The organism is Nonlabens sp. Asnod2-A12, assembly GCF_045063745.1.
Classification (GTDB): domain Bacteria; phylum Bacteroidota; class Bacteroidia; order Flavobacteriales; family Flavobacteriaceae; genus Nonlabens; species Nonlabens xylanidelens.
In genome coordinates this window covers 1,055,842-1,081,467 of sequence record NZ_JBEFOB010000003.1, presented here as the reverse complement: position 1 = coordinate 1,081,467, position 25,626 = coordinate 1,055,842, and the positions used below count along the sequence as shown (strand labels likewise).

At 34.2% G+C, this 25,626-nt stretch carries 26 protein-coding genes; 12 read left to right on the top strand and 14 right to left on the bottom strand.

From position 1 onward, the window contains the following. The first annotated feature begins 2 nt into the window (after positions 1 to 2). On the top strand, positions 3 to 377 hold the full coding sequence (gene msrB / locus ACJJVJ_RS04955) for a peptide-methionine (R)-S-oxide reductase MsrB (protein ID WP_104515290.1): 375 nt from the start codon (positions 3 to 5) through the stop codon (positions 375 to 377). Positions 378 to 504: 127 nt separating this feature from the next. Here msrB and ACJJVJ_RS04950 read toward each other — a convergent pair whose 3' ends face one another. Together ACJJVJ_RS04950 and ACJJVJ_RS04945 are read right to left on the bottom strand one after the other, a co-directional pair. Then, positions 505 to 1,188: a hypothetical protein gene (locus tag ACJJVJ_RS04950; protein WP_405369377.1), complete on the bottom strand. Its 684-nt coding sequence runs from the start codon at positions 1,186 to 1,188 to the stop codon at positions 505 to 507. After that, positions 1,188 to 1,826 carry a hypothetical protein gene (locus ACJJVJ_RS04945; protein ID WP_405369376.1) on the bottom strand — a complete coding sequence of 213 codons (639 nt, stop codon included), beginning with the start codon at positions 1,824 to 1,826 and terminating at the stop codon, positions 1,188 to 1,190. The genes ACJJVJ_RS04950 and ACJJVJ_RS04945 overlap by 1 nt, the downstream gene beginning before the upstream one ends. A gap of 203 nt (positions 1,827 to 2,029) precedes the next feature. On the opposite strand from ACJJVJ_RS04945, the gene ACJJVJ_RS04940 reads away from it, so the two are divergent. Continuing rightward, complete coding sequence (locus ACJJVJ_RS04940) at positions 2,030 to 2,740, top strand: DM13 domain-containing protein (protein ID WP_405369375.1); 711 nt, start codon at positions 2,030 to 2,032, stop codon at positions 2,738 to 2,740. An 81-nt stretch (positions 2,741 to 2,821) separates the two neighbouring features. Here ACJJVJ_RS04940 and ACJJVJ_RS04935 read toward each other — a convergent pair whose 3' ends face one another. Both ACJJVJ_RS04935 and ACJJVJ_RS04930 read right to left on the bottom strand, forming a co-directional pair. Then, complete coding sequence (locus ACJJVJ_RS04935; RefSeq protein WP_104515286.1) at positions 2,822 to 3,961, bottom strand: DEAD/DEAH box helicase; 1,140 nt, start codon at positions 3,959 to 3,961, stop codon at positions 2,822 to 2,824. Positions 3,962 to 4,008: 47 nt separating this feature from the next. Next, positions 4,009 to 4,923, bottom strand: a complete 915-nt coding sequence (locus ACJJVJ_RS04930; protein WP_405369374.1) for an OmpA family protein — start codon at positions 4,921 to 4,923, stop codon at positions 4,009 to 4,011. Between the two features lie 32 nt (positions 4,924 to 4,955). Between ACJJVJ_RS04930 and ACJJVJ_RS04925 the strand changes: the two genes are divergently transcribed. Both ACJJVJ_RS04925 and ACJJVJ_RS04920 read left to right on the top strand, forming a co-directional pair. Continuing rightward, on the top strand, positions 4,956 to 5,573 hold the full coding sequence (locus tag ACJJVJ_RS04925) for a DNA-3-methyladenine glycosylase (RefSeq protein ID WP_405369373.1): 618 nt from the start codon (positions 4,956 to 4,958) through the stop codon (positions 5,571 to 5,573). Positions 5,574 to 5,582: 9 nt separating this feature from the next. After that, the gene (locus ACJJVJ_RS04920) at positions 5,583 to 6,611 is read left to right on the top strand and encodes a hypothetical protein (protein WP_405369372.1); all 1,029 of its coding nucleotides are present in this window, start codon (positions 5,583 to 5,585) and stop codon (positions 6,609 to 6,611) included. Between the two features lies 1 nt (position 6,612). Here ACJJVJ_RS04920 and ACJJVJ_RS04915 read toward each other — a convergent pair whose 3' ends face one another. The 7 genes from ACJJVJ_RS04915 to ACJJVJ_RS04885 form a co-directional block, all read right to left on the bottom strand. After that, the gene (locus ACJJVJ_RS04915) at positions 6,613 to 7,323 is read right to left on the bottom strand and encodes a flavodoxin family protein (RefSeq protein WP_104515282.1); all 711 of its coding nucleotides are present in this window, start codon (positions 7,321 to 7,323) and stop codon (positions 6,613 to 6,615) included. Between the two features lie 70 nt (positions 7,324 to 7,393). Next, entirely contained in the window at positions 7,394 to 8,173 is a 780-nt protein-coding gene (locus tag ACJJVJ_RS04910) for an SDR family NAD(P)-dependent oxidoreductase (RefSeq protein ID WP_405369371.1), read from the bottom strand. Positions 8,174 to 8,260: 87 nt separating this feature from the next. Beyond that, on the bottom strand, positions 8,261 to 8,983 hold the full coding sequence (locus ACJJVJ_RS04905; RefSeq protein ID WP_405369370.1) for a class I SAM-dependent methyltransferase: 723 nt from the start codon (positions 8,981 to 8,983) through the stop codon (positions 8,261 to 8,263). 74 nt (positions 8,984 to 9,057) lie between these two features. After that, positions 9,058 to 9,801 (bottom strand): LytR/AlgR family response regulator transcription factor, encoded by a 744-nt coding sequence (locus tag ACJJVJ_RS04900; RefSeq protein WP_405369369.1) that lies wholly within the window; start codon positions 9,799 to 9,801, stop codon positions 9,058 to 9,060. Further along, entirely contained in the window at positions 9,798 to 10,595 is a 798-nt protein-coding gene (locus ACJJVJ_RS04895) for a sensor histidine kinase (RefSeq protein WP_405369368.1), read from the bottom strand. The genes ACJJVJ_RS04900 and ACJJVJ_RS04895 overlap by 4 nt, the downstream gene beginning before the upstream one ends. Continuing rightward, a complete protein-coding gene (locus tag ACJJVJ_RS04890; protein ID WP_405369367.1) occupies positions 10,588 to 11,232 on the bottom strand; it encodes a hypothetical protein in 645 nt (214 codons plus the stop codon). Before ACJJVJ_RS04890 ends, ACJJVJ_RS04895 begins: the two co-directional genes overlap by 8 nt. Positions 11,233 to 11,236: 4 nt before the next feature. Beyond that, complete coding sequence (locus ACJJVJ_RS04885; protein WP_405369366.1) at positions 11,237 to 11,782, bottom strand: hypothetical protein; 546 nt, start codon at positions 11,780 to 11,782, stop codon at positions 11,237 to 11,239. A 532-nt stretch (positions 11,783 to 12,314) separates the two neighbouring features. On the opposite strand from ACJJVJ_RS04885, the gene htpG reads away from it, so the two are divergent. The 8 genes from htpG to ACJJVJ_RS04845 all read left to right on the top strand — a co-directional run bounded on the left by htpG (position 12,315) and on the right by ACJJVJ_RS04845 (position 22,144). Next, the gene (gene htpG, locus ACJJVJ_RS04880; protein WP_405369365.1) at positions 12,315 to 14,204 is read left to right on the top strand and encodes a molecular chaperone HtpG; all 1,890 of its coding nucleotides are present in this window, start codon (positions 12,315 to 12,317) and stop codon (positions 14,202 to 14,204) included. 555 nt (positions 14,205 to 14,759) lie between these two features. Further along, on the top strand, positions 14,760 to 16,043 hold the full coding sequence (locus ACJJVJ_RS04875) for a hypothetical protein (protein WP_405369364.1): 1,284 nt from the start codon (positions 14,760 to 14,762) through the stop codon (positions 16,041 to 16,043). A 77-nt stretch (positions 16,044 to 16,120) separates the two neighbouring features. Then, a complete protein-coding gene (locus ACJJVJ_RS04870) occupies positions 16,121 to 17,401 on the top strand; it encodes a hypothetical protein (RefSeq protein WP_405369363.1) in 1,281 nt (426 codons plus the stop codon). A gap of 68 nt (positions 17,402 to 17,469) precedes the next feature. Further along, on the top strand, positions 17,470 to 17,964 hold the full coding sequence (locus ACJJVJ_RS04865) for a hypothetical protein (protein ID WP_104515269.1): 495 nt from the start codon (positions 17,470 to 17,472) through the stop codon (positions 17,962 to 17,964). Between the two features lie 3 nt (positions 17,965 to 17,967). Beyond that, entirely contained in the window at positions 17,968 to 18,681 is a 714-nt protein-coding gene (locus tag ACJJVJ_RS04860; RefSeq protein ID WP_104515268.1) for a CsgE family curli-type amyloid fiber assembly protein, read from the top strand. Between the two features lie 15 nt (positions 18,682 to 18,696). Further along, complete coding sequence (locus ACJJVJ_RS04855; RefSeq protein ID WP_104515267.1) at positions 18,697 to 19,125, top strand: curli production assembly/transport component CsgF; 429 nt, start codon at positions 18,697 to 18,699, stop codon at positions 19,123 to 19,125. Positions 19,126 to 19,147: 22 nt separating this feature from the next. Next, a complete protein-coding gene (locus tag ACJJVJ_RS04850) occupies positions 19,148 to 20,677 on the top strand; it encodes a CsgG/HfaB family protein (RefSeq protein ID WP_405369362.1) in 1,530 nt (509 codons plus the stop codon). Positions 20,678 to 20,680: 3 nt separating this feature from the next. Next, a complete protein-coding gene (locus ACJJVJ_RS04845) occupies positions 20,681 to 22,144 on the top strand; it encodes a hypothetical protein (RefSeq protein WP_146105211.1) in 1,464 nt (487 codons plus the stop codon). A gap of 490 nt (positions 22,145 to 22,634) precedes the next feature. Here the strand turns inward: ACJJVJ_RS04845 and ACJJVJ_RS04840 are convergent, their stop codons facing one another. From ACJJVJ_RS04840 to ACJJVJ_RS04830, 3 genes are read right to left on the bottom strand one after another with little or no spacing between them, the layout of a single operon-like run. Further along, positions 22,635 to 24,173: a hypothetical protein gene (locus tag ACJJVJ_RS04840; protein WP_405369361.1), complete on the bottom strand. Its 1,539-nt coding sequence runs from the start codon at positions 24,171 to 24,173 to the stop codon at positions 22,635 to 22,637. Continuing rightward, entirely contained in the window at positions 24,170 to 24,577 is a 408-nt protein-coding gene (locus ACJJVJ_RS04835; RefSeq protein ID WP_104515263.1) for a thioesterase family protein, read from the bottom strand. The genes ACJJVJ_RS04840 and ACJJVJ_RS04835 overlap by 4 nt, the downstream gene beginning before the upstream one ends. After that, entirely contained in the window at positions 24,577 to 25,626 is a 1,050-nt protein-coding gene (locus ACJJVJ_RS04830) for a glutaminyl-peptide cyclotransferase (protein WP_405369360.1), read from the bottom strand. The genes ACJJVJ_RS04835 and ACJJVJ_RS04830 overlap by 1 nt, the downstream gene beginning before the upstream one ends.

Genomic DNA, 25,626 nt, shown 5'->3' with positions numbered 1-25,626 from the left:
TCATGACAGAACAAGAATATAAAGATAAACTTACTCCAGAGCAATACCATGTGTTAAGAGAGAAAGGAACAGAAAGACCATTTACAGGAGAGCATAATACAAACTATGACAGCGGTGTTTACAGTTGTGCGGCTTGTGGTAATGAATTATATAAATCAGATCAAAAATTTGATTCAGGCTGTGGGTGGCCTTCCTTTGATGATGAAGTAGAAGGAGCAATTGAGCGTAAACGTGATACCACTCACGGTATGATACGTACAGAGATTATGTGTTCTAATTGTGGCAGCCACTTAGGTCATGTTTTTAACGATGGCCCGACAGCAACAGGAATAAGACATTGTGTGAATAGTTTAAGTCTAGATTTTAAAGCAGAGTAGGTTTTAATCTTGTCATTCCGCACTTGATGCGGAATCTGCTTTTACATTTCCCAATTTATAAAGTGACTCCTTTCCATATGTGTAAATGCTATGAACTTTATTACTTATTAATCTTCTCTTCTTGAAGTTAATATTTTAACTTTGGTAAACTCGGTTCAGGATAATTCCAATAATCGAGTACCAAAATTCTTTCTTTTTTAAGGTTATCTAGTTCTTTTAAGTTTAATTCTTCAAGATGTTTACTGTAGTTATTTACAGACAGACTATCCATATATCTAGTGTATGAACTAACAAAAGCGTTGAGAACGACTTTGCTTAATTTTTTATTTGCTTTTTTATCTCTTATAATCATAATTCCGGTTTTGTTTTTGTAAGAATATAAATTGGTGTTATCCCTAATTATTTCGTTCGTTTTTAATTCAATATTAGAAAAATCTTCAAGGTTTTCTGAATCTATAAATATTCTATTTTCTTGATTAATTAGAATTTGAACATTCATTCTTACACCACAAAACATTGGTATTCCACATGGTTGATTTAATCTTGCTCCAATAGTTAAACTGTCAATTTTTAAATTGAAATCTTTAAAAGTCTCACAACCATTAGGTAGTATTTTTTTATTTAATTCTTCAAAGAATAATGAATCTGGTTGATCAAATTCTATTTCTAAAGTAGGTACACTATCGTTATGACTCAACAAATAACTGGTGTAATCAAATGGCGCTTTTTCTATTGTAGAAGTTTTTGTATCTGTTTTACAGGATGTTAAAATCAGTACACATAAAAATAAAAGGGCTGGTAGGTTTTTCATTAATTAAATTTTACAAATTTTAAAGTGAATTGTCTTTTGTCTTTTAAATATTCTAGTTCTTCTACTATTAACTGATTTAATGGTTTTTCAAAAAACTCTTGAGCGAGTCGTTCCATTGATTTTATGTAACCATTAGAAAGTGTTTTTAATGCACTATAGATATCAGATTCATTTGTTTTAACGTCAATCAAAATCTGTATATAAAAATTTCTCTTCTCTTCAATATTTTCTATGAACCAGTCATAACTTTCTGCTTCAAGTTGATCTAATTTCAAAGTTTTATAATTAAAAAATATTAGAGAATCAGTAATGATTAATTCGGTATTAATAAACCCATGTGCTATAGGTGCTCTTCTACTTAATGAATGATCCCAAGATTCTGAGGCAATTACTATATCATGATATTGAGAATTAAAATGAGAAACAGGTAAACTATCAGCAAAGATTGAATGTACACTTTTAAGAATTTGATTTACCTCAAAATTAGATGTAACCTTGATCGTAGGTGCATTTTGGTCTTTGAGTAAATAAGCACGGTAATCAAATTGTTTTGACTCCTCAATAGAAGTTTTTGTGTCTGTTTTACAAGATGTTAAAATCAGTACACATAAGAGTAATAAGGTTGGTAGGTTTTTCATGAATGATTGGTTATCAATCTTTGTGCCTTTTATTAAATTCTTTTTTGAAATAGCTATACAATTGTTTGTCAAGTAAATAAAATGAATTTTCAATGCTATCTATTACTAGATATGTGCCAGTAATTAAATACTAAAAGAACCTTTCTGTGATATTATTGTTATATCATTTTATGAGATTTGGTCAAACTTAAAAGTGGATTCACATGAAAAAAATTACTTTATTAATTACTTATTTATTCACCATAGGGCTTGTGCAAGCACAATGTTCGCAACCTGCGAGCAATTTTGGTAACAATACCGTTCCTAATTATGATGTGTCTGGAGATATAGATGTTGTTCTTAATGCAAACAATACGGTATCAGTAAATCTAGGAAATAATTTCTCTACAGCGGCTGGACCAGATGTTAGAATATTCTTAGTAGATCGTGGTACATTAACAGATAGCCAGTTAACGGTACCTAATAACTTCTTAAACAGCCCTCGAATAGAAATAGGTCTTGTTTCTAGTTTTTCTGGTGCTTCTAGCTATACAGCAGCTTTACCTAATAATGTCAGTATAGCAGATTATCAAACGGTGTTTTTCTATTGTTTACAATTCAATCAATTTTGGGATTTTGGATCATTTACAACCATAGATAGCTCTAACTGTACTTTATCTAATGAATTAATTGAAAAAACAGAATTTTCTATCGCACCTAACCCTGCGGTAAATGATCTTACTATACAAAGCAATTCTGCAACGGCTATTCATTCGGTTTCTATTTATAATATACTTGGTAAAGAAGTGTATTCTAGAAAAGGAAATGTGGAAGAAAGAATCTCCATTCAGGATTTACAGGACGGTGCTTACTTTGTCAGAATAACAGACGAAGAGAATTCTATGTCTACTATTAAATTGCTCAAAAAGAGTTAATAAATAGTGTAGATTATACTAAAACGAAAAAAAGCGATACTTGTGTAAGTATCGCTTTTTGTATTTAATTAGTTGAAGCTGTTAAGAATTCCACTCTGGTAAATCTTCCATCCAGACTTTTAATTTTGTTTTCTTTTGAATAGTTCTCATGTGATTTGACTCTTCTTTAGAAACTAAAGAGATCGCTGTACCAGCGTTTTCTGCACGACCAGTTCTACCTATACGATGTATGTAATCTTTAGGAGAGCGAGGCAACTCATAATTAATTACATAAGGTAAGAACTCAATATCTATACCTCGAGAAAGCAAATCTGTAGTAACGAGACATCGCACGCCAGTTTCTGCATGATTTTTAAAAGCTTCTAGATTTGCATTACGCACGCCTTGAGTTTTTTTACCGTGTATCGCTTTGGATTTTATTCCATTAACGTTAAGCTTATCATTTACATGATCTACTTGATAGGTGGAAGAACAAAAGATCAACACTTGTTGCATGTCATGCTCTTCAATAAGATGTCTTAAAAGAACGCCTCTTTTTTCTTGAGTAACACGGTAACCTAATTGTTTGATAAGAGAATAATCTTGCTCTTCTTCTTCAATTTCTATGACTACTGGATCAGTTAATAATCCTTCTTGAATATCTTTAACTTCACGACTTAAAGTAGCCGAAAATAATAAGTTTTGTTTCTTTTTAGGTAAATGATAAAGAACAGCATCCATCTCTTCTTTAAAGCCTAGAGAGAGCATTTTATCTGCCTCATCCAGCACAAGAACCTTACATTCTTTAAGAACCACAGCGTTAGCCTCTACCAGCTCAATAAGTCGTCCTGGTGTAGCCACCAACACGTCTACTGTATTCATCTTCATCATTTGAGGATTAATACTCACACCACCATAAACAGGCATTGTAATAAGAGGTTGGTCCAGTGCCTTAGAAAAAGTTTTAATCACCTCACTCACTTGTACGGCAAGTTCTCGAGTAGGTACCATTACAAGACCACTTATGAATCTGTTTTTAGATTTAATACCTTTTAAATTTTGAAGAAGTGGCAACGCATAACTAGCTGTTTTACCAGAACCAGTTTTTGCAATACCCAGCACATCTTTTCCTTCTAGAATTACAGGAATAGCCTGTTCTTGTATAGGAGTAGGCTGTGTTAAATTCTGATCGTTAAGGGATTTTATAAGTGCAGGATCGAGTCCTAATTTTTCAAATGACATATAGGTTTTTTACAAGCTACAAAGGTAAACGATTTTCAATGCTTTTGTTATTCCTTTTCTGTCTCGTTTTCCCTTATCGCCGTGATGTGCAATTCTACGCGACGGTCATAAAAATCACTCTTGCCAGTTTTAAAATTGGCCATTTTTCCTATAGTAGTAAATCGAGTAGGGTCTAAGCCATATTTTACAAAGAACCTCTTAATTTGCTCTGCTCTGGCAGTAGAGAGATTCCACTGTCCTGTGTCTTTATCGAGTCCAGGTTCATTTAAACCGTTGCAACATATGTGACCTTGTATTTCTATTTCGTACTTTTTATGAATCATTAAAGAGTTGATAATTGAGTCCATTACAGGATGAGAAATTTCTCTTAATCGGTGTGTGCCAGGGTAGAAGATGACATTGTTAAAAACCAATTTGTCATTTAATTTAAGACTGTCTGTAATTTTGGATGAGATCTTTTGTAAACTTTTTTCTTGTGATTCAACAGCTATGACTTCGCTGTCTCTATTTCTATTTAGTAAAGTTGAATCTGGATATTCATAGCTAACATTTATTTGTACACGTCTATTTAATTGATAATCCCCTTCAAAATATTCCAAGTCGCTTGGATTTAACTCTCCTCGAACATGAATTTCAAATATCGATGGATCAAAATTGCCTTTAGAATTGAAAAAATCTTGAACATTTTTTACTCTTCTTAAAGCTAAATCTTTATTATTTGAATTCGATCCATGTTCATCACAAAAACCAGTTAGTATTATTTGTTTAACAACGGATCCATTTTTAAAAAGAAACAAATCCTCAATTGTCTTACGAGAATCATGATAAAATTGATCGCTATCAGTTTCAAAATAAACGGTAGACATTACAGAAATAATTTTTTCATTTTTTCCAGTGTCTTGGGACAGACAAAAATTAGTCGTTAAAAGCAACCCTACTATTAAAAAAATCTTAAGCATCATAATGAATGGCGTGAACTGAATTATATTTAGGTATGAACAAAAACCTTTCCAAAAAAATACCTGCATCTTATTATCAACAAGAAGATGTAGTAGCTATCGCAAAGGATTTAATAGGTAAGAAAATAGTATCTAATATAAACGATCAATTGACATCTGGTATTATAACAGAGACCGAAGCTTATCGTGGTTATGATGATAAGGCCTGTCATGCACATTTAGGTAAGTTTACAGACCGTACTAAGGTGATGTATGAGGACGGTGGCGTTGCTTATGTTTACTTATGCTATGGTATTCATAACCTGTTTAATATCATAACTAATTCTAAAGACCAGGCAGACGCGATTCTTATACGCGCTGTAGAGCCTGTAGATGGAGTAGAAGTGATGTTAGAACGTCGCAATAAATTAAAACTAGATAAAACACTCACTTCTGGACCAGGTAATTTCAGTAAAGCTTTTGCCTTAGATAAATCACATTACGGTGCTTTTCTTACGGGAGATCTAGTGTGGGTAGAAGAGAATGATCAGTTCCGCTTTCGCGAAAGCGAGATCACAACCACCACCAGAATAGGTATAAATTATGCACAAGAAGATAAAGATTTGCCCTGGCGTTTTTATTTAAACACGTCTAAGTTTATTAGTAAACGTTAAGTTTGTAAAATGAAAAACTTAATCAAAATTATAATCATTTCCTTAGTTATAGTACAACTTACTAGTTGTGGCTACACCAGGACAGAAGATGATAAGTTTCCTGAAATGGCAGCTTTTCCAGACCATTCTAATGATATGATCTCGATTAAATCTGCTGGTATGAGAATAGATACCATTTATACTACCAGTAAGAATGAGTTGATGGCATATGTTGAAATACTAGATGCTGATGGTGATAGTTATAGTAAAAAAGTTATAGCAAAATTTGATAAGAATTTAAATATAATAGACTCTGTTTCTGTCTCAAGAAATACTTTCATAAATAAAAACGGACAGTTTTATCGGTACAATAGAGAAGGTGAGTTAGAACGATTTGATAACATAAGTGCGACACCTGTTTTAATACCAGAACACCCTTTTAATGGAGTGAAATTTAAAGAAGATCTAGAGAAAGAGTTGGCAAAAAACGGACCGTTTGCTACACATAAATTCCCAGATAGTCTAAGTTATGAAATTGCAATGAAGAATGACTCTATAAGCTATCATCGCGCTGTAGATGCGTTTGAAAAACAAGTATTACCGGGCTTGCTATGCTTTAAATACACCCTAGGAATCACCATTCTAACTTATGCAAATCAAGAATATCGAATAAATAACCTGCCACGAGCTCTATGGGACAGTGCTTATGGGGATAGAAAAACATGTAATACCATGTTATCAGAATACTTAGAATGTGATCGGGCAAAAAAGTACATAACTCACTATAGAGATCATATAAAAATAACCGACCAGGCAGTTACAGGTAACGGCAGTTCTGGTGGTAATCATTTTGTTTTTGGATCCTTTTACACAAAGGGTTTTGAATATTATGAACTAGAAATAGAAGGTGAGGTAACCACATTTAAAAATTATGGTAATGTAGTAGGTTCTCATAGAGTTACCTCTAGAAATCTACCAGGCACAAACGTGTACCTGATAGATGTAAAAGGTGATATGTATGACCATCCAGTAACCTACATAGCTACTTTAAAAGAATAGTCTATCTATATTCTGGGTTATTAAAAGCCCATTTATTACCATTATTCCATTCTTCTTTTGAATTACCATAGGTAGAATAGCCGCCATTTTCTTTAAGCATTTTTGCAAGGTGCATTAAATTATAGGTCATAAATGTGGTATTACGTTTAGTAAAGTCATTATCCAGACCGACTTTACCATCATCTCCATAACTAGGTCCAGGACCAGCTTCTCCTATCCATCCAGCATCTGCTTGTGGTGGTATGGAATAACCTACATGTTGCATGGAATATAAAATTCCCATAGCGCAGTGTTTAATACCATCTTCATTACCTGTGATAATAGTACCACCTACTTTTCCATAGAATTTATACTGTCCTTTATCGTTAGTAAGCCCACTCATGGAATATAAACGTTCAATTAATAATTGTGCTTGTGACGACTTTTCACCTAACCATATAGGAGTACCGATAATTAAAATATCTGCAGCGTCCACTTTTTTATAAATATCATTCCACGCGTCGGTATCCCAGCCATGTTCTGTCATGTCAGGTTGTACACCAGTTGCTACATCATGATCTATAAAACGTATGTGCTCAACGTCTACACCTTCTTTTTTCATAATGTTTGCGCTTACATCCATAAGAACTTTAGTATGACTTTTTTCTGGTGATCTTTTAAGAGTACAGTTTATATAAAGTGCTTTTAATTTTGAGAAATCTGGTTTATTCATCTTGTATTGTTTTTGAGGATTATTTTGATCTCGCTTTCGCGAAAGCGGAACTATTATTTTAATTTTTTAGTTAATTTTTAGGCTGTTGCATTTTTTCTACCATTTTTAGAATCACTTTTTTAGGCGTGATGGGTAGAGTATGGAGCATGGCTTTTTGCGTAAATGTCAGACCGGCTTTGATATCCATTTTACCTTCAATCATTGCGTTATATGCCGTAGTGGCAACATCTAGTGGTGTAGCGGTGTTGTCAAACAGAGATGTTTTATCCATTCCCGATGTTTTACCAAAACCAGTATCTGTAGCGCCAGGCATTAAATTAGTCACCGTAATATTAGTAGGTGATAATTCTTGAGAAAGTGCGTTGCTCAGTGAGGTTACAAAGGCCTTAGTCGCAAAGTAAACGGCCTGCATAGGTCCTGGCATAAGACTCGCGGTAGAAGAAACGTTGAGTATTTTCCCTTCATTGCGCTCTACAAAGTCTGGTATAAATAAACGACATAGATGTGTTAATGCAGTAATGTTGAGCAGAATCATATTTTGATCTTGTGCCCAGTCTCTTTCATGAAACTTACCTATACCACCAAAACCTGCATTGTTAATCAAATAATCTACTTGAATACCAGCCGATTTTACTTCGTTGTAGATCTCTTGTGTAGCGTTATAATTGGTAAGATCTTTTTCAATAACATGAACAGAAACGTTATACTGGTTTTCTAATTCTTCTTTAAGTAATCGCAATTGATCACCGCTCCTGGCTATGATAACCAGATGACCACCTTGTGAAGCATGTATTTTTGCGAGTTCTTTACCTATACCGCTGCTGGCACCGGTTATTAATGCAGTTTTCATTTTATTTATGTTAAAACATAAAGATAATGAACTAATAGAGGTGGGTAACTGCGTTTATTTCAAGTTTAACAGCGTGTGAGAAGTATGTTAAATTTTAGTAAGACGTGCGAGATAGTCATAATGTTCTCCTTTTTGAACGAGATCTGCTTTTAAACCAGCTTTTTGAGCATGTGTTTTAAGAAGTTCAAAATCCATGTATAACCAATCAAATGATGCAGATTCTATTCCTTTATATTGTAAAGAGAAGGTGACTTCTCCATAATATTCTTTGCTAGGGTCTACCCACAGGCCACCATCTTCTTCGTCTTCATAGAGAAATCTCAGGTCAGAACTGTCTATTAGAATCTGTCCGTTTTCATTCAGTAGGTTTTTTAAATTCTCTAGACTGGAAGTAGCACGAGATAATTTTTCAAAAATGCCAGTACCATTCATAAGTAGAAGAATAGTGTCGTACTTTTCTTTATGTTCCCATATGCTTTCTAGAACTATTTTAGAATCAGGCGATTTTAATCGTTCTTTTAAAACAGTTATAGCTCCAGGACTTTGATCTAATGCGGTAATGGTAAGCCCATTACTCTCTAGGTATAAGGAGTGAGAACCTGCGCCAGCACCTACATCTAGAACAGTACCTGTGGAAAGTAGCAATGCTTTCTTTTCTAGAGCCGGCATTTGATCATAAGATCTAAAAAGATAGGGAAGTGGCATAACGTCATCTTCCATAGTGGTACTTAAAACTGTAATATCTTCACTGTAGTTTCCTTGATGAAAATCTACTAATGCATTACCATAAAGGTCTGATTCTATATCCACTTTAATATCTTTAAAACAAAATTAAGCTTTAAGAAATGAATAGCCTTTCTTAGTATACTTGAAGTATGAATTAATTAACCTTTGAGCTGATTTAAAAAGTCGGTACGTTTTGCTCTAGATACAGGTATGCTGGTGTTGCCTTCTAAAACTACGTAGCCATCGTTTAAATAACGCTCTACAAAAATCATATTAATGATGTAAGATTTATGCACATGATAGAAATCTTTATGATCTAACAGTTTTTTAAAATGTCCTATACTGTGAGAGCTGAGAATAGGTTTACTATCTATAAAATGAATTTTAGTATAACCGTCTACACCTTCACAATGGGTAATGGTTTTAACTTTTACAAATTCTAGACCTTCAGTAGATGGAATAACAATTTTCTTTTTTTGGAATTTTTGAATACCTAGATTTTCGATTAGAATTTTATTCTTTTCTAGTGCATTCTTATCGGTAATATTACGTGTTGCATTATCGACTGCCTCTACTAGATCTTCATTATCGATAGGTTTCACTAGATAACCTATCGCACAATGTTTAATCGCATCGAGAGCATATTGATCAAAGGCCGTAGCAAAAATAATTTCAAAATTAGGATTTGAAAATTGCTTTAATACTTCAAAGCCACTCATACCAGGCATAGCTATATCTATAAAAACAAGATCTGGTTTCAACTCGTTTATCGTGTCAAAAGCATCTTGAGGTTTTTCTATAGTAGCCACTATGTCTAATTCTGGACAAAAGCGTGCTATCTTATTCTTTAAAATAGCAATAGCCTTAGGCTCGTCATCTATAATAATAGTCTTGATATTCATTCTTCCTCGATGTGTTTAAAAGTGATGTAAACCGCTGTGCCTGATTCTCCTTTATGTATGGAGCGGTCTATGATTTCATAATCTATGGACCATTCTTGGCTTTCGTTTAAAATGTCTAGTCGTTCTTTTATGACTTCACTACTGTGTGCTTTGGTATTAGCTTTTTGGTTTTTTTGAATTTCTCTAGATTTTTCACAACCTATACCATCGTCTATGATACTTACTTTGTAACCGTTTTTTTCTGGTAATAGATCAAAGCTCATAATAATATGTCCAGCACCTAGTTTATGAAAAATACCATGATTAACAGCATTCTCTAACATGGGTTGTAAAATCATGGTTGGGATAAAGGTGTTTTCTTTATCTAAGTGACTGTCTACCTCTATGCTATAACTTATTTTCTCTTCAAACCTCAATTTCTCGATTTGTAAATACTTAGTTAGAAACGATATTTCTTCTTCTAGAGTGATTAATTTCTTTCTAGAATAATCAAAGAAAAGACGCATGAGTTTAGAGAACTTAGTAAGATAATCTTCAGAGATTTCTACTTCATTACGTTGTATATAGTACTGAATTGCGTTTAAACTATTATGTACAAAATGTGGATTGAGTTGACTACGCAGCGCATTTAATTCGCTATTATGTTGTCTTTTTTGAGCGGCTAGTTGTTCTTCAAGTTTTTCATTAAGTAATTGATTCTTTCTATTATTAAAGGTGATAAATAAAGAGATAATACCGATGGTAATGACCAGTACAAATATAAAAGCGCCTATAAAGTAGTCATAATTATTCATCTCGAGCAGATTTCAAACTTAAAGCGTATATGAAACAGCCATACATAATCAGGTTAATAAATACTAGTACACCGCTAACTTGCCAGGTTAATCTTTTAAGGTTAGGTAAAAATAGCACTAGTGGCATCGCATTTATATGAAAGACAAATAAGCCTATGGTAATCCAGAATGGTCTGTGATTTGTGTATTTTTTCACCTTATTGTTAAGCAGCATTTTATTAAAAAAGATAAAAACATTAAGCGTTATGATTAATGCGGCAGCTATAACAATAGCAGGCAACTCGTCTACATAAGATTCTACATAATAAACGCTTATTAAGTAACTAGCTATCATTAAAATAGAGCTTATAATTGCTAGCCATTTTATTCTCAAATAAGAGTAAAACCAGTAAATAGTAAATAGCATCGCAATCAACGTATAAAAATCTAGAACTATAGATGCATTCCTAACAAGAATCCATACATAATAATTACTTATAAGTTCTATAACAATGGTAAAACAAAGAAAAGGGAGAAATATCCATTCCTTTGTTTTACTCAAATAACTCCAGTTTTTAACAGTGACCCATGTAGTAATAAGGATCAACGCATAAATTATGGCTGTAGAAATATAATAATATGTATAGTCATGCTGCATAAAACTATGGGTATATTAAATCCTTAGGAGGCATTCCAGACGTTCCTTTATTAAGACCATCTATTCCCGGGATATTAGTATCTAGAGCTGACTGTGTCGTACTTCTTTGTGAAGTAAGACCATTAGCATGTCCAGTTCCATAAAAGAATAGCGTAGTAACGGCCTTGCCATCTTTAATCGGTTCTTTAGTACCTAAATAGACTCTTATACCTAATTGATCATAATTGTTATCCTTACCATGTTGCTCGATATAAGCAATGTAGTTTTTCAACTCTTCTATGTCAAACCAGACTTCTCTAGTATCTTTATATACCTCACCATTTGCATCGATTAGAGAATCTCTGGATCCATTATAAAGCAATTTCTTATAATTCTCTTCTAATTGGTTAGCTTCTTTATTAGAGATTTTCCCCTTTGTATTGTTCCATTTCTTAGCTATTTCTTCTGGTGATGGATCGTTATGTTTAGGAGTATCTTTATTCCACTCGCAAGAAGTTAAACTTATAGCGATGGTTAATAAAAGAAAAGATTTAAGGATGTTATTTTTCATGGTAGAGATAGGTTGGTTAGTGGTTAAAATTAACGTTTTAAAACTCTTTAAGTTAATTTTCTTATTTTTTCATTATTTGTTATGAGTTAAAACTTCTCATTTTTACATTAGGTACATGCGTGAACTGACATATATTCCTGTAATTTCTATAAGAGCTTAAATGGGTGTTAGCTTTATTTCTCTTCATTATTAATAAAGTATAGTCTTTAAAAAGCCATATGTGTTTGTGCATTAAAAACTCGATTAAAAAAGAGAAAAGCCGCAGGATTGCTCGCCACGACTCTTCCCCTAAAATCTATACACTTCCTTACAATGGGCGATACAAATATGTGCTTATATTAAAGTTTATGAAATGGTCAGTACAGCAACGGTGGCTTTGGGTCGATAATCAGTAGTTTTAAAACTATAATTAAACTGTCAGGTTGTCGTATTCTTTTAAATGGTACAAGGCTTGAAATAGGCAAGAGGTAATTAATAATTCCGCTTTCGCGAAAGCGGAACAGATATAAACTTAATAGAACAATAAAATAATATGTCACAAAAAGGAACCATTAACGTAGCGGTGGAAAATATTTTCCCGCTTATTAAAAAGTTTTTATACAGCGATCACGAGATATTCTTAAGAGAATTGGTCTCTAACGCAACTGATGCTACATTAAAATTACAACACCTTGCTAGAATAGGTGAGGCGAGTGTAGAATTAGGTGATCAAAAAATTGAGATTAAGATCGATAAAGAAGCAAAAACGCTTCATATTATAGATCAAGGTCTAGGTATGTCTGAAGATGAGGTACAGAAATATATTAATGAAGTAGCGTTTTCTGGAGCTGAAGAGTTTCTAGAAAAATATAAAGACACTGCAAAGGATAGTGGTATCATAGGTCATTTCGGTCTAGGATTCTATTCTGCCTTTATGGTAGCAGACCAGGTAGAAATTATTACAAAGTCATTTAGAGGTGATGCAGCTGTGCACTGGACTTGTGATGGATCTCCTAATTATACGCTAGAGCCTGCGACTAAAGAAGATTTTGGTACCGAGATTATTCTTCATATATCTGACGACGAGACGGAATTCTTAGAAGAAAGCCGTATTACAGAGCTTCTTAATAAGTACAACAAGTTCATGCCAGTGCCTATCAAATTTGGTATGAGAACAGAAACTCTAGAAAAACCAGAAGGAGCTGCAGAAGAAGATGCTGCACCTACTGAAGAAGTAGATAATATCATCAACAACCCTTCTCCAGCATGGACTAAACAGCCTAGCGAGTTAGAAGAAGCAGATTATAAAGGTTTCTATCGTGAGTTGTACCCTACGCAATTTGAAGAGCCTCTTTTTAACATTCACCTTAATGTAGATTATCCTTTTAATCTTACAGGGATTTTATATTTCCCTAAGATGACTCAGGATCTTAATGTACAGAAGGATCGTATACAATTGTATCAAAACCAAGTGTATGTTACAGATAACGTAGAAGGAATTGTACCAGAATTTTTAACCATGTTGCGTGGTGTTATAGATTCTCCAGATATTCCATTAAATGTATCTCGTTCTTACTTACAGGCAGATGGTGCTGTAAAGAAAATTTCTAGCTACATTACTCGTAAGGTAGCCGATAAATTAAAGAGTCTTTTCAACGATGACCGTAAAGGTTTTGAAGAAAAGTGGAACGATATCAAAATCGTTATCGAATACGGTATGTTAAGCGAGGAGAAATTCTTTGATAAAGCAGATAAGTTTGCTTTATACCCTACTGTAGATGGTTCTTATTACTTATGGGATGAACTGGTAGAAAAAATTAAAGATGCACAGACCGATAAAGATGGTAAGACAGTAATTCTTTATACTTCAAATAAAGAGACTCAACATTCTTACGTAGCAGCAGCGACAGAAAGAGGTTATGAAGTACTGTTATTAGACTCTCCTATTATCTCGCACCTTATGCAGAAATTAGAAGGATCTAAAGAGAATGTTTCTTTTGTAAGAGTAGATGCTGATCATGTTGATAACCTTATCAAGAAAGATGAAGAGCAAATCTCTAAATTATCTGATGAGGAGAAAGAATCTCTTCAAAAAGTAATTACTGATACTATAAAGGATGCAGAATATACGGTACAAGTAGAAGCTATGAGTAGTGATGCAGCACCGTTTATTATCACACAGCCAGAATTTATGAGACGTATGAAAGAAATGCAAGCGTCTGGTGGTGGAGGTATGATGGGCTTTGGTAACATGCCTGACATGCACAACCTAGTGGTTAACGGTAATCACGATTTAGTACAAACTATCTTTAATGAGAAAGATGAAGCTAAAAAAACTGGACTTATTCAACAAGCAGTTGATCTTGCAAAATTATCTCAAGGATTACTTAAAGGTGAGAAATTGACTGAGTTTGTGAATCGCAGCTATGGTCTAATTAAATAAGACTGTAGAACTAATAATTTATTTTATGAAAGAGCATGCTGTAAGGCATGCTCTTTTTTTTTAATTATACATCGTAACTAAGGATAATTTGATGAGGAATTGATAAAAATCGGTTTTAATAATCATAAATCGGCATTACGTTGTAGTCTAATACTTACAATTTGTTAAATTTAAACTAAAATAATCGAGTTTTTCACATTCTGTTTTACGTATTACAAAGAGTATTTGTGTAGTATGTCTAAAACATTGTTTTTTAACATATTAAGCTTAAGTATTGTCATTGCTCGATTTTCAAGCCTCAGATAACAGAAAATACCCATCATAAGTCAAAAAAGGTGTTTGCATAGCATTAAAATCATCGCCTATATTTACCATGTCAGAAGTAAACAGCATCCCTGCAAATGTTTATGACAATTACAAGGTTATCCCTACAGCCGAGTAATAATAAAGTCCCTATAGATTAAAAGAACGTATGTTCAATGAACGATTAAACGCGTAAGGTTTTCTTGTTTCATGCTCAATGAATGTGTATTTATTAATTCTAAATATTTTATTATGAAACGATTAATCTTAAGTGTTGCGGCACTTCTTGCAGGAACTGTAGCGATAGCACAGACGCCGCAAACAATTACTAATCCAGGACAGCAAGCAGTACCAACATCTGCAGCGACTGTAGGAGGTAACTACTCTAATGTAGACCAGAAAGGAACTGGTAGTGATGCTTTAGTATCTCAACAAGGTACAGCAAATGGTTCTTACATCTCACAGACAGGTACAAATGCAATTAACCGTAACACGGCTACCGTATTACAATGGGGTAATGTACAACCTAGTATAAGTGGTCATCTTAACTATTCTGATATTGCACAGTCTGGTGAAGGAAACGCTTATACAGTAACTCAACAAGGTGATTTGAATGAAAACTATGGTGTCCAAGTAGGGTTGGACAACACAGCGTTAGTTCAACAAGGTGCAGATACACCACAACAGGCAGAAAGTAACCTAGCACTTGTAGATCAAGACGGTAAGGATAACTATGCTGAGGTACAACAACGTTGGGATAATAATGAAGCTTCTATACTTCAAAGAAATGACCAAGTGGCTGGCGTAGGTAACAGATCTTACCAGTCTCAAGGGGCAAATCCTAACCAAAGTGCAGGACATGTTGCTATAGGTGAGCAATATGGTGATGACAATGAGTTGGTACAAATTCAAGATGGTGCTTCTAGTGGTCCTACTGGATTAGGTAACTATGCACAGTCTAACCAAGGAGATGCTGTTACAGGAGCAACAGGTGCTTTTGCTCAACAAATTCAAGAAGGTGAATTAAACGAAGCTTATTCTTCTCAAAAACTAGTAGGTGATACTGCTTTTCAAGAGCAACTAGGAAATGGAAACATGGCTGTTAATGAGCAAAACTTAGGTGGTTCTTTAAACGGTGGTGATAACTATGTAGATCAATACCAAGCTGGTAATGGGAATGAGGCTAGATCATTACAAAACGGTAATGATAACCAAGCATTTCAAGAGCAGTATCAAGATGATAACTACTCTAAAATAACTCAAGGAAATGGACAGGTTGTAGGTAACATAGCTACATCTATTCAAAACGGTTTTGACAACTCTTCTTTAATCAACCAAAGAGCAAATGGAAACATGTCTATGGTAGATCAAACAGGTAATGGTCAAGTAAGTGTTGTGAATCAAAATACTCCATTAAGTGGTTCTCCAGCAGCAACTTCTGGAAGTAACACAGCTACTATTATTCAAAGAAATGCAAATGTTTCTTTAAATGCTCAGCTTCAAAAAGCAGCAGCAACTAAAGTTCATAACTTCTAAACAGAAGCAACTTTATCCAACATCTAATTATTTAGATGTTGGATTTTTTACATATCAACTCAATCTAAATATTTATTATGAAACGAATTATCTTAAGTGTAGCAGCACTTCTTGCTGGTACTGTAGCAATAGCACAGACTCCACAAACAATAGCGAGTCCTGCACAACAAACAGTTCCTACTGCAGCAGCGACTGTAGGTGGTAACTATTCTAATGTAGATCAAAAAGGAACTGGTAGTGATGCTCTTGTATCTCAACAAGGTACTGCAAACGGTTCTTTTATCTCACAAACCGGTACAAACGCAACTAACCGTAACACGGCTACCGTATTACAATGGGGTAATGTACAGCCTAGTATAAGTGGGCACCTTAATTATTCTGAGATTGCTCAGTCAGGTGAAGGAAATGCTTACACAGTAACTCAACAGGGTGATTTGAACGAAAACTTTGGTATCCAAGTAGGGTTGGATAACACAGCGTTAGTTCAACAAGGTGCAGACACACCACAACAAGCAGAAAGTAACCTTGCTCTTGTAGATCAAGATGGTAAGGAAAACTATGCTGAGGTACAACAACGTTGGGATAATAATGAAGCTTCTATACTTCAAAGAAATGACCAAGCAGCTGGTGTAGGTAACAGATCTTACCAGTCTCAAGGAGCAAATCCTAATCAAAGTGCAGGACATGTTGCTATAGGTGAGCAATATGGTGATAACAATGAATTGATACAGATTCAAGATGGTGGTTCAGGTAGTCTAGGTTTAGGAAACTATGCAGAATCTGATCAAGGTGATGCATCTGTTCAAGCTACTGACGCATTTACACAACAAGTTCAAGAAGGTGACTTAAACGAAGCGTACTCTTCTCAAAGATTAGTAGGTGATTCTGCTTTTCAAGAGCAAGTAGGAACTGGAAACATTGCTGTAAATGAGCAAAACCTTATAGGTCTTACAACTGGAGGAAATAACTCTCTAGAGCAGTATCAAGCTGGTAATAATAACGAAGCTAGATCTACACAAGCTGGAAATGACAACCAAGCTTTTCAAGAGCAGTATCAAGATGATAACTACTCTAGTATTTTTCAAGCAAATGGACAGGTTGCAGGTAACATAGCAACTTCTATCCAGAATGGTTTTGATAACTCTTCTGTAATCAATCAAAGAGCTAATGGAAACATGGCTGTTGTAGACCAAACAGGAAATGGACAAGTAAGTGTTGTGAACCAAAACAACCCTTTAAGTGGATCACCAGCAGCAACTTCAGGTAGCAATAGCGCTGTAGTAATTCAAAGAAATGCAAACGTAGCATTAACTGCTCAAATGAAAAGAGCGGCTGCTACTGCAGCACACAGTTTCTAAAATAATTTTTAACAAGATAATCGCGAGTTACTTACTCGCGGTTATTCTTGTTTTTTAAATCTGATAATATGAAAAATGTAGTTTTATTATTTGTATTGGTTTCTTTTTGTGGCTTTGCTCAAAATTATGTAGACGATAAAGAGGTAATATCTGACGTTTCATTTAAGACTAATAACTCACAATTAAATTATGCTGCAAACCAGCAAATACAACAAACTCCCGTTTTAAAAAACTCCGTTTTTATTGCGCAAGTGGGACTTAATAATACTGCAATTTCTCAAATAGCCTCTGATAATGCAGAGGTTACTATAGTACAAGATGGAAACTTTAATATTTCTAATCTTAAAATAAATGCTTTAAGGGTTAGAGAGCAGGTGCAACAAATAGGAAATAGCAATTTGTTTTTAGACTATAGTTTACACGGTGCTCAAAACCATGAAGTACAATTAAATCAAAATGGAAACTATAATACAGCTATAAGTGTAGGTACCAACGGTATATCTGAGAGATTAAAGATTAATCAAACCGGTACAGGAGCTGCTGTTTATGTACTTCATTACTAAAACATGAAAGGGTTTTTCACAATAGTCATATTACTAGTTGCAAGCACTTGCTATGCGCAACAATCCTTATACAATCGTGAAGTAAAGGCAGATATTCAAATGGAAGAAAAATCAGAGTTTTTAACCATTAAAGGAGTGGCTGAAAATTTAACAGGACTCGACACAGGGTTGAGGTATGAGTTATCAGTTATTAAAAAAGATTCTTTAAATAATATATCAAAAAATAAACAAGAAGGAAGTGGTGTCCTAAATGCAAAAAACAAAGTAGTTCTAGCAACTACCAGTGTTAATTTAAACATACCAGAAACCTTAACCATAATGCTACTTATTTATAATTATGATAATAAGTTGATAGGGAAATCTATAGAGAGAATAGCGCCTTACACACGTCAGTTAAATAAACCAGTAGTAGATACCTATGACGGTATAGTTTTTTTGGGAATAGTTGAAAATAAAACACGTACCAGTCCGGGACGTAAATTTTATGACTATTTCTATGGTAGGTATAATTATTACCAGTTAAAAGGTAATCAAACAGTGAAAATAAAAGAAGTCTTTGGACAGGGCAGAAGCTCTAGAATAGAGATTTACTTAGGATATAAATTGGTTTTTCAATTCTTTTTAAATCCTAAAAAAGAATATATAAAAGCAATGGGAGATCAAGCGATCAGTATTGTGTATCAAGAATTACAGAAATTAAAAAGTGCTCAACAATAAACTAAAACTTAAATCATGCTCAAAAAATTAACAACATCGCTCGTTTTGTTATTTTCAATTTGTTTTATGGCAAATGATCTTAATGCTCAACAATTTGTCTATAAACCTATTAATCCAGCTTTTGGTGGAGATACATTCAATTATCAGTGGCTTGTACAAAGTGCTGAATTACAAAATAAATTTACGGATCCAGCAGAAGCTCAATCTGCAAACGATACATCTACATTAGATAGTTTTGCCGCAGGTATAAATAGTCAGATACTTAGTCAGCTTTCTAGATCGCTGTTAGATTTACAATTTGATACATCGACAGGATTATCACCAGGAGTATTTTCTTTTGGTAGTCTAGAGGTAGAAATTCTTGAATCCTTAGAAGGACTTGTAGTAAATATACTCGATACTACGACAGGAGATCAAACCCAGGTAATAGTACCTAACCAGTAGGGTTTACTCAAATATTTTATTTATGAAAATCCGATTAAAACAAATCGGGCTGTTGTTGTGTGTCGCATTATTTACTAGTTGCGGTGCTTATTTCAACCAGCCATTTGATACTCAAGAAGCTCGTATAGGTGAGATAACTGAAGCTACTACTAGATTAAAAGAATTGCCAGAACCTGCTGCTAAGGCTGTGGTAGGTGTGTATAAATTTGAAGATCAAACAGGACAGTATAAACTCAGTGAAGTAGGAAGTAGTTTTAGCAATGCAGTTACACAAGGAGGAACTACTATTTTAATAAAAGCGCTCGAAGATTCTAAATGGTTTAGAACCATAGAGAGAGAAAATATAGGTAATTTAATAAATGAACGTGGTATAATTTTAAACACACGCAAAGATTATGCTGCAAAAACTAAAACCCCTATAGAAGATTTGCCTCCATTGCTTTATGCAGGTATATTGATAGAAGGTGGAATTGTTTCTTATGACACAAATGTATTAACCGGTGGTGTAGGTGCTAGATATTTTGGTGCAGGAGGTTCTACAGAGTACCGTCAGGATAGAGTAACTATTTATTTACGTGCTGTCTCTACACAGTCTGGCGAGATTATGAAAACCGTTTATGTGTCAAAATCTATATACTCGCAAGCAGTAGATGCTAACCTTTTTAGATATGTAAGTTTTCAAAGATTACTAGAGGCAGAAACCGGTTTTACTAGAAATGAACCAGGACAACTAGCGATTAAAGAAGCTATAGAAAAAGCGGTAGAATCTCTTATAATAGAGGGTATTACGGTACAATTGTGGTTTCCTAAAGGTGGTATGCCTGTTGCTCAAAAAATGGTGTCGGATTATTATAAAGAAAAAGAAATAGCCGAAAGAACTGATGTCTACCAACGTGAATTTTTAGAAAGAAGAAGTAAATGGCGTGCAGACCTAAGCGCAGGAAGTACTTACATAAAAGGAGACTTGCCAGACGCTAGTTATGAATACTCCATTTCTGGAGGTCTTAAATATAACCTCACACCTAATATAGGTGTACGTGGTGTATTGAGTAAATACAGATTAAAAAATACCGACTTATTAAATAGAGAGTTTGCATCTTCAGATTTAAACCTCGAGTTAACCGTTTTACCTTATCAAGAGTTCTCTCCATATGCCTATATAGGTAGCGGTCTCAATTTTGCTAACAATTTTGATAAGACAGATCTTAAGGTACAGGCAGGTATAGGTTTTGAATATGCGTTCTCGCCCAGCTTTGGATTGACAGTTTTTGGTGAATACAATAACGTTTTTGCTGACGATCTTGATAACCTAGTCTCCGGTAAATTAGATGATCAATACTATCGCTTTGGATTGGGTTTAAACGTGTACTTAGGTAATAACAAAGCCAAAGAAAGCAACATAGAACGTCAAAAACGTAAAGCAAGAAGAGTACAAAAACGCAAGGAAAAAAAGGCTCTCAAAGAAAGTTTAAAACAAGATGTTGAGGGAGATTCGCTTTCGCGAAAGCGAAACACACAACAAACTCCTTTAATTAATCAAGAAAATAATTAGATGATGAAAGGATTTTTAATATTGCTAGTGTCTCTACTACTTATAACTGGTTGTAGTGAAGATTTAATAGACATAAACGGTACCGGTGTGATACGTGGAAAAGTGGTAGAAGAAACTACTTTTTTACCTCTTGAAAATGTAAAAATATCTACAAATCCTAACACCAGCTCAGTCTTCACTGATGTTAATGGAGATTTTGAGATAGAAGTAGAGGCAGGTCAATATGCGGTCCAAGCAGAAAAAGATGAATATATCACAGCATTTGAGTCGGCAACAGTTGAGGTAGATGGAGAGGTAGAACTGGTTTATGAATTGAGAACACAAACTGCAAATAATCGCGCACCTAACGCGCCGGTATTAGAAGTTCCTGTAGATAATGCGGTGGATCTATCGTTCAATTTAACTCTAGAATGGACAGGTACAGATGTTGATGATGATGAGCTTACTTATAAGGTAACTCTTAGAAATACAGGCGATAATACGGTTGAGGTTTTTGAAGATATTACGGACGCCAGTCTTGATGTTACTGTAGATTATGGTACAACTTATTTCTGGCAGGTAACAGCAAATGATGGTATCAACGAAGATGTAAATAGCGAATTGTTCACGTTTTCTACAGCAAATTTTCCTGTAAATAGATTTCTATTTGTAAAGAAAATAAACGGTAATAATGTGATTTATAGTGGTGACGAAGATAGTGCTGAGGTCGCAATTACATCGGTTAATTCTAATAGTTGGAGACCTAGAGTAAGTCGTGTAGCTAATAAAATAGCATTCTTACGTAGTGTAGGAGCGTTAGTTCAAGTTTTTGTCATGGACCCAGATGGTAATAATGTAAGACAGGTATCTACTCAAGTACCTGTGGCAGGATTTAATCTAGAAGAGATAGATATTTCATGGTCGTCTGACGGTGCAAAAATTTATTACCCTTCACAAGACAAATTATATAGTGTGAATCTAGACGGTACAGGTACTACTATGGTATATCAAAGTACTGGTAATCTAGTAACAGAGGTAGACGTAAACGGATCTTTAATAGCTGTAAAAACTAATGATTTGGGTGGTTATAATTGCGAGATATTATTGATAGACACCGCAGGAGCATTAGTAAGTACAGTACTTACTGGTGTGAATGGAGCTGTAGGTGGACTAGATTTAAGTGCAGATAATTCTAAGTTACTTTATACTAGAGATATTACTGGTTTTGAGAATATCGGTTATAGACAGCTGAATACACAGGCATTTATATATAACCTAAATTCCATGTTAGAGTTGAGCGTTAGTTTTAATAAAGATCCTGGAACTAATGATTTGGACGCTAGATTCTCACCTACCGAGTCTAAAATAATAGTTTATAATCAAGATAATGATGGTATTACACAAGGGACGTTGCAAGTCTTAGAGATAGATACTATAGATACTAGAGAAGATATTTTTACTAATGGATTAATGCCAGATTGGGAATAGTCGACATCTATTTATCATCATGTTTGCGTAAATGTGATTTATGAAAGGAGTATCTGAGCAATATTCCATTTCATGGATAGATGAGATTGATACTTACGCAGCTTCAATGTACTGCGGCTATTCCTTTATGGTATTCAATTGAAAGAATGTTATAAAAACAATGCCTGGAAAAAGTATAGGGACTTCGTTCCAGGCATCTTTCAATTCTAAATATCTATTAAAAACGTATGTTTTTTTTAGACAGGACAAATGTAATATATGTATGTGGGATGAGCATAAATATGTTAAAAAGAAGTGTTTTTTCTTTGAATAACAGTATTTCATCGATAAAGAACCTAAAATTAAAGATCCTTATTTTGTTAAAATTACCGATTAGTAATTATTAATAGAAATTAGTATGGGGTAATTTCTATAAATAATGTGTTTGCTTATAAAAAACAAGGCTTTATTTTCTTAATGCATTATCTGTCTATTTATTATTTAGATAAGATCAATTAGTAGATAAATCCACACTCTCAAAAGCACCAGCATCTGGAGACGCTGCCCTTGTGTTACCTTCTATATCTAGAGTAGTGGTAGTGGTAGGATTTGCAATACCATTTGCGCCACCAGTATTATCGATGCGTAGTTTAAACGCATCTTCATCCTCAAACAAAGGGTCTTCATTGAATACACAGTTCTCATAAAGACTTGAATTAGTGATGTCATAAGAAGGAAAACCATCAAAACTGTTTGAGAAATCATTAAATCTCATTAAAGAATTTTCAAACTTAAAGTTGAATGTAGAGAGTTGATCATCTAGTAATGCATACTCAATATTGCGATCTCCATAAATAATACAGTTGGTAAAATTAGCTTCTAGCAGGTCTGCTGATAGATCTGAGTTTGGGAAAATGTTAGTTAGGAATAGAGTAGGGTCTTGACGGAAACTGTTATTCCAGTAATTAGAAATCGTACAATTATTAAAATTATACGCTCCACCTAGTCTAGCAATTACTGTAGACTGTCCTGAATTGTGAAATATAGAATTACTAGCCTCTATCGATGCTGTGGTAGCTAACAATGCTGTATTAGAACTATTTAATATTTTAGAATTATTTATTTTTAAAGTAGCACCGTTAGAAGTAGTGTTAGAGCTATCCATAATAATACCTACGCTGGCATTTTTAATGGTGGCATAATTAATTTCATGATCTTTACTACCAGCAGTAAGCCATATAGCGGTCCATTGTCCAGCTATATCTTCATAAAGAGGTTCTAATCTATCTCCTTCAAAAATCACTTCGTTTTCGAGATCTTCTGTCGTGGATAAAGCTCCATTTACTTTTAAAGTAGCTTCATTATACACAATAATTCCACTTTGTGAATGAAAGTGAAGTCTAGCTCCAGGATCTATGGTGAGTGTCTTGTTAGATGGCACGGCTGCAAAACCATATATAACGTACGGTTTTTCATTGGTGAAATTAAGTTGATCATCATCTAGAAAAAATCCAGAAATGCGTGTTTCGTTACCATCAGTGTCTGTATCTAACAATAAAGTCTCTTCTACACCTTGCGCATCGCGCTCTGGAAAAAGAAAAACAGCATCTTTTATTAAAGTCACTAATTCTACTTTTTGAAGATTACCACCAGCATCAAATTCTATAGTATCTTCATAAAGAAATTCAGTGTCAGATGTAAAGTCCATGATGTCTACTGTGGTTTCTACAAAAACGAACATAGAATCTTTTGCAAGTAATTCTACATTTTCAAATACCTGTCCAGGTACTCCATCTACAGACAGTCTGTAATTAGAGTTAGTACCTTGGTTAAGAGCAACTCTAGGGATGACAATGTCATCACTACTGCGATTGTATACTTTAAAAGTTCTCGTGCTAGAACCTATATTAGAAAAAACAGTATCTAAATATATGGTGTCTTGAGAGAATTCTAAATTTCCTGTACTGGCAGTAAATTCAAAATCATTTCTACAAGAAGAAATGCTAACTAGAGTTATGATACTAATAAGGACAGTAATTATATATTTCATGTTGTTTCAAATAGGTCTCTCATTTCCTGAGAGATTTTAATAGGTCTACCGTTTTTATCAATCGCGCACCAGTCAGATGTTGTTTTAACTAGCAAGTCCATTGTGGTCTCGTTATATATTTCAATGTAACGCTCATAACGTACGTTTGTTGCTCTACCGACTTGGGTTTTAATTAGTATTTTATCACCTAGAACCGCGGCTTTTTTATACTCTATACAGTGTTTTAACATTACCCAACCAAAAGTGTCCAGCATCTCTGGTGTAGCAACTGTAGTCCAGTGCTCCGTAGCGATGTCGTTTGCCCACTGTACGTAAACCACATTATTTACATGGTCTAGGTCATCTATTTCTTCTTCAGTAGCAATACGTCTTTTCTCAAAAACAGGAAGGTCAGCTTGAATCATTACTTTACTATTTCGATTTCAAACATTTTAGGCCATCTTTTACCGGTAATGAAAAGCTTGTCATTAACTTTATCATATGCGATACCGTTAAGCACATTATCAGATTCAGAGTAGTTAGGGATTTCTTTAGTAATACTATTTAGGTTAATCGCACTTTCTACCACACCGTTCTTAGGGTTGATAATCATGATTAAATTAGTAGTATAAACGTTTGCATAGATTTTACCATCTATCCATTCTAATTCATTGATTTTAGAAACTACACCATCGGCACTTACTACTTCTATGTAGCCTAGTTCTTCATAAGTATTAGGATCTATCTTCCATATTTTTGAAGTACCATCACTTTTATAAAGGTATGTACCATCATTAGTAAGTCCCCAGCCTTCCATACTGCGGTTGTATTTAAACTCATCGACTTTATTTAAGTCCATATCATAAACATAACCTATTTTACTTTGCCATGTTAGTTGATACACCTTATTATTAAGTATAGTCATTCCTTCTGCAAACTGACTAGCAGGTAAGTCTACTTTTTTTGTAACCTCACCAGTTTCTACATTTGTGATTCTTATATCACTTTCTTTAAATTGACCTGTACTTTCATAAAGGGCGTTTCCATAAAACTCTAGTCCTTGAGTATAGGCATCGGTTTGATGCACATAAGTATTAAGAATATTGTACTTGTAGATTTTTGCTTTTGTTGCAGGTATTCTTTTTATTTTGGTAGCTACAGTAGTATTCATACCGTCCTTATATATGGTAGCTTTAAAAGTAAGATTACCATAAGGTTGATTTTTCAGCTTTCGCGAAAGCGAGTTTCCACCAGCACCATCGATAATGGCATCATTTTGACTCCATATAATACTATCTGCACCGACAGATGCGTCATCAATCAGCGATAATTGGACCGTATCGTCCTCATTCCACTTTAATTTTGAATTAGAAACCTCTAATTTATAATTTTCTTTAAAAGTTTCTATGTCTGTTTTACAGCTTGATAATGAGATCACTGCTACGATTAGTAAAACCGAATTTTTCAATTTCAT

Excerpts from the sequence above, each read along its gene's own strand:
- msrB (WP_104515290.1), top strand. The coding sequence starts at position 3 with ATGACAGAACAAGAATATAAAGATAAACTTACTCCAGAGCAATACCAT.
- ACJJVJ_RS04950 (WP_405369377.1), bottom strand. The coding sequence starts at position 1,188 with ATGAAAAACCTACCAGCCCTTTTATTTTTATGTGTACTGATTTTAACA.
- ACJJVJ_RS04945 (WP_405369376.1), bottom strand. The coding sequence starts at position 1,826 with ATGAAAAACCTACCAACCTTATTACTCTTATGTGTACTGATTTTAACA.
- ACJJVJ_RS04940 (WP_405369375.1), top strand. The coding sequence starts at position 2,030 with ATGAAAAAAATTACTTTATTAATTACTTATTTATTCACCATAGGGCTT.
- ACJJVJ_RS04935 (WP_104515286.1), bottom strand. The coding sequence starts at position 3,961 with ATGTCATTTGAAAAATTAGGACTCGATCCTGCACTTATAAAATCCCTT.
- ACJJVJ_RS04930 (WP_405369374.1), bottom strand. The coding sequence starts at position 4,923 with ATGATGCTTAAGATTTTTTTAATAGTAGGGTTGCTTTTAACGACTAAT.
- ACJJVJ_RS04925 (WP_405369373.1), top strand. The coding sequence starts at position 4,956 with ATGAACAAAAACCTTTCCAAAAAAATACCTGCATCTTATTATCAACAA.
- ACJJVJ_RS04920 (WP_405369372.1), top strand. The coding sequence starts at position 5,583 with ATGAAAAACTTAATCAAAATTATAATCATTTCCTTAGTTATAGTACAA.
- ACJJVJ_RS04915 (WP_104515282.1), bottom strand. The coding sequence starts at position 7,323 with ATGAATAAACCAGATTTCTCAAAATTAAAAGCACTTTATATAAACTGT.
- ACJJVJ_RS04910 (WP_405369371.1), bottom strand. The coding sequence starts at position 8,173 with ATGAAAACTGCATTAATAACCGGTGCCAGCAGCGGTATAGGTAAAGAA.
- ACJJVJ_RS04900 (WP_405369369.1), bottom strand. The coding sequence starts at position 9,801 with ATGAATATCAAGACTATTATTATAGATGACGAGCCTAAGGCTATTGCT.
- ACJJVJ_RS04895 (WP_405369368.1), bottom strand. The coding sequence starts at position 10,595 with ATGAATAATTATGACTACTTTATAGGCGCTTTTATATTTGTACTGGTC.
- ACJJVJ_RS04890 (WP_405369367.1), bottom strand. The coding sequence starts at position 11,232 with ATGCAGCATGACTATACATATTATTATATTTCTACAGCCATAATTTAT.
- ACJJVJ_RS04885 (WP_405369366.1), bottom strand. The coding sequence starts at position 11,782 with ATGAAAAATAACATCCTTAAATCTTTTCTTTTATTAACCATCGCTATA.
- htpG (WP_405369365.1), top strand. The coding sequence starts at position 12,315 with ATGTCACAAAAAGGAACCATTAACGTAGCGGTGGAAAATATTTTCCCG.
- ACJJVJ_RS04875 (WP_405369364.1), top strand. The coding sequence starts at position 14,760 with ATGAAACGATTAATCTTAAGTGTTGCGGCACTTCTTGCAGGAACTGTA.
- ACJJVJ_RS04870 (WP_405369363.1), top strand. The coding sequence starts at position 16,121 with ATGAAACGAATTATCTTAAGTGTAGCAGCACTTCTTGCTGGTACTGTA.
- ACJJVJ_RS04865 (WP_104515269.1), top strand. The coding sequence starts at position 17,470 with ATGAAAAATGTAGTTTTATTATTTGTATTGGTTTCTTTTTGTGGCTTT.
- ACJJVJ_RS04860 (WP_104515268.1), top strand. The coding sequence starts at position 17,968 with ATGAAAGGGTTTTTCACAATAGTCATATTACTAGTTGCAAGCACTTGC.
- ACJJVJ_RS04855 (WP_104515267.1), top strand. The coding sequence starts at position 18,697 with ATGCTCAAAAAATTAACAACATCGCTCGTTTTGTTATTTTCAATTTGT.
- ACJJVJ_RS04850 (WP_405369362.1), top strand. The coding sequence starts at position 19,148 with ATGAAAATCCGATTAAAACAAATCGGGCTGTTGTTGTGTGTCGCATTA.
- ACJJVJ_RS04845 (WP_146105211.1), top strand. The coding sequence starts at position 20,681 with ATGAAAGGATTTTTAATATTGCTAGTGTCTCTACTACTTATAACTGGT.
- ACJJVJ_RS04840 (WP_405369361.1), bottom strand. The coding sequence starts at position 24,173 with ATGAAATATATAATTACTGTCCTTATTAGTATCATAACTCTAGTTAGC.
- ACJJVJ_RS04835 (WP_104515263.1), bottom strand. The coding sequence starts at position 24,577 with ATGATTCAAGCTGACCTTCCTGTTTTTGAGAAAAGACGTATTGCTACT.
- ACJJVJ_RS04830 (WP_405369360.1), bottom strand. The coding sequence starts at position 25,626 with ATGAAATTGAAAAATTCGGTTTTACTAATCGTAGCAGTGATCTCATTA.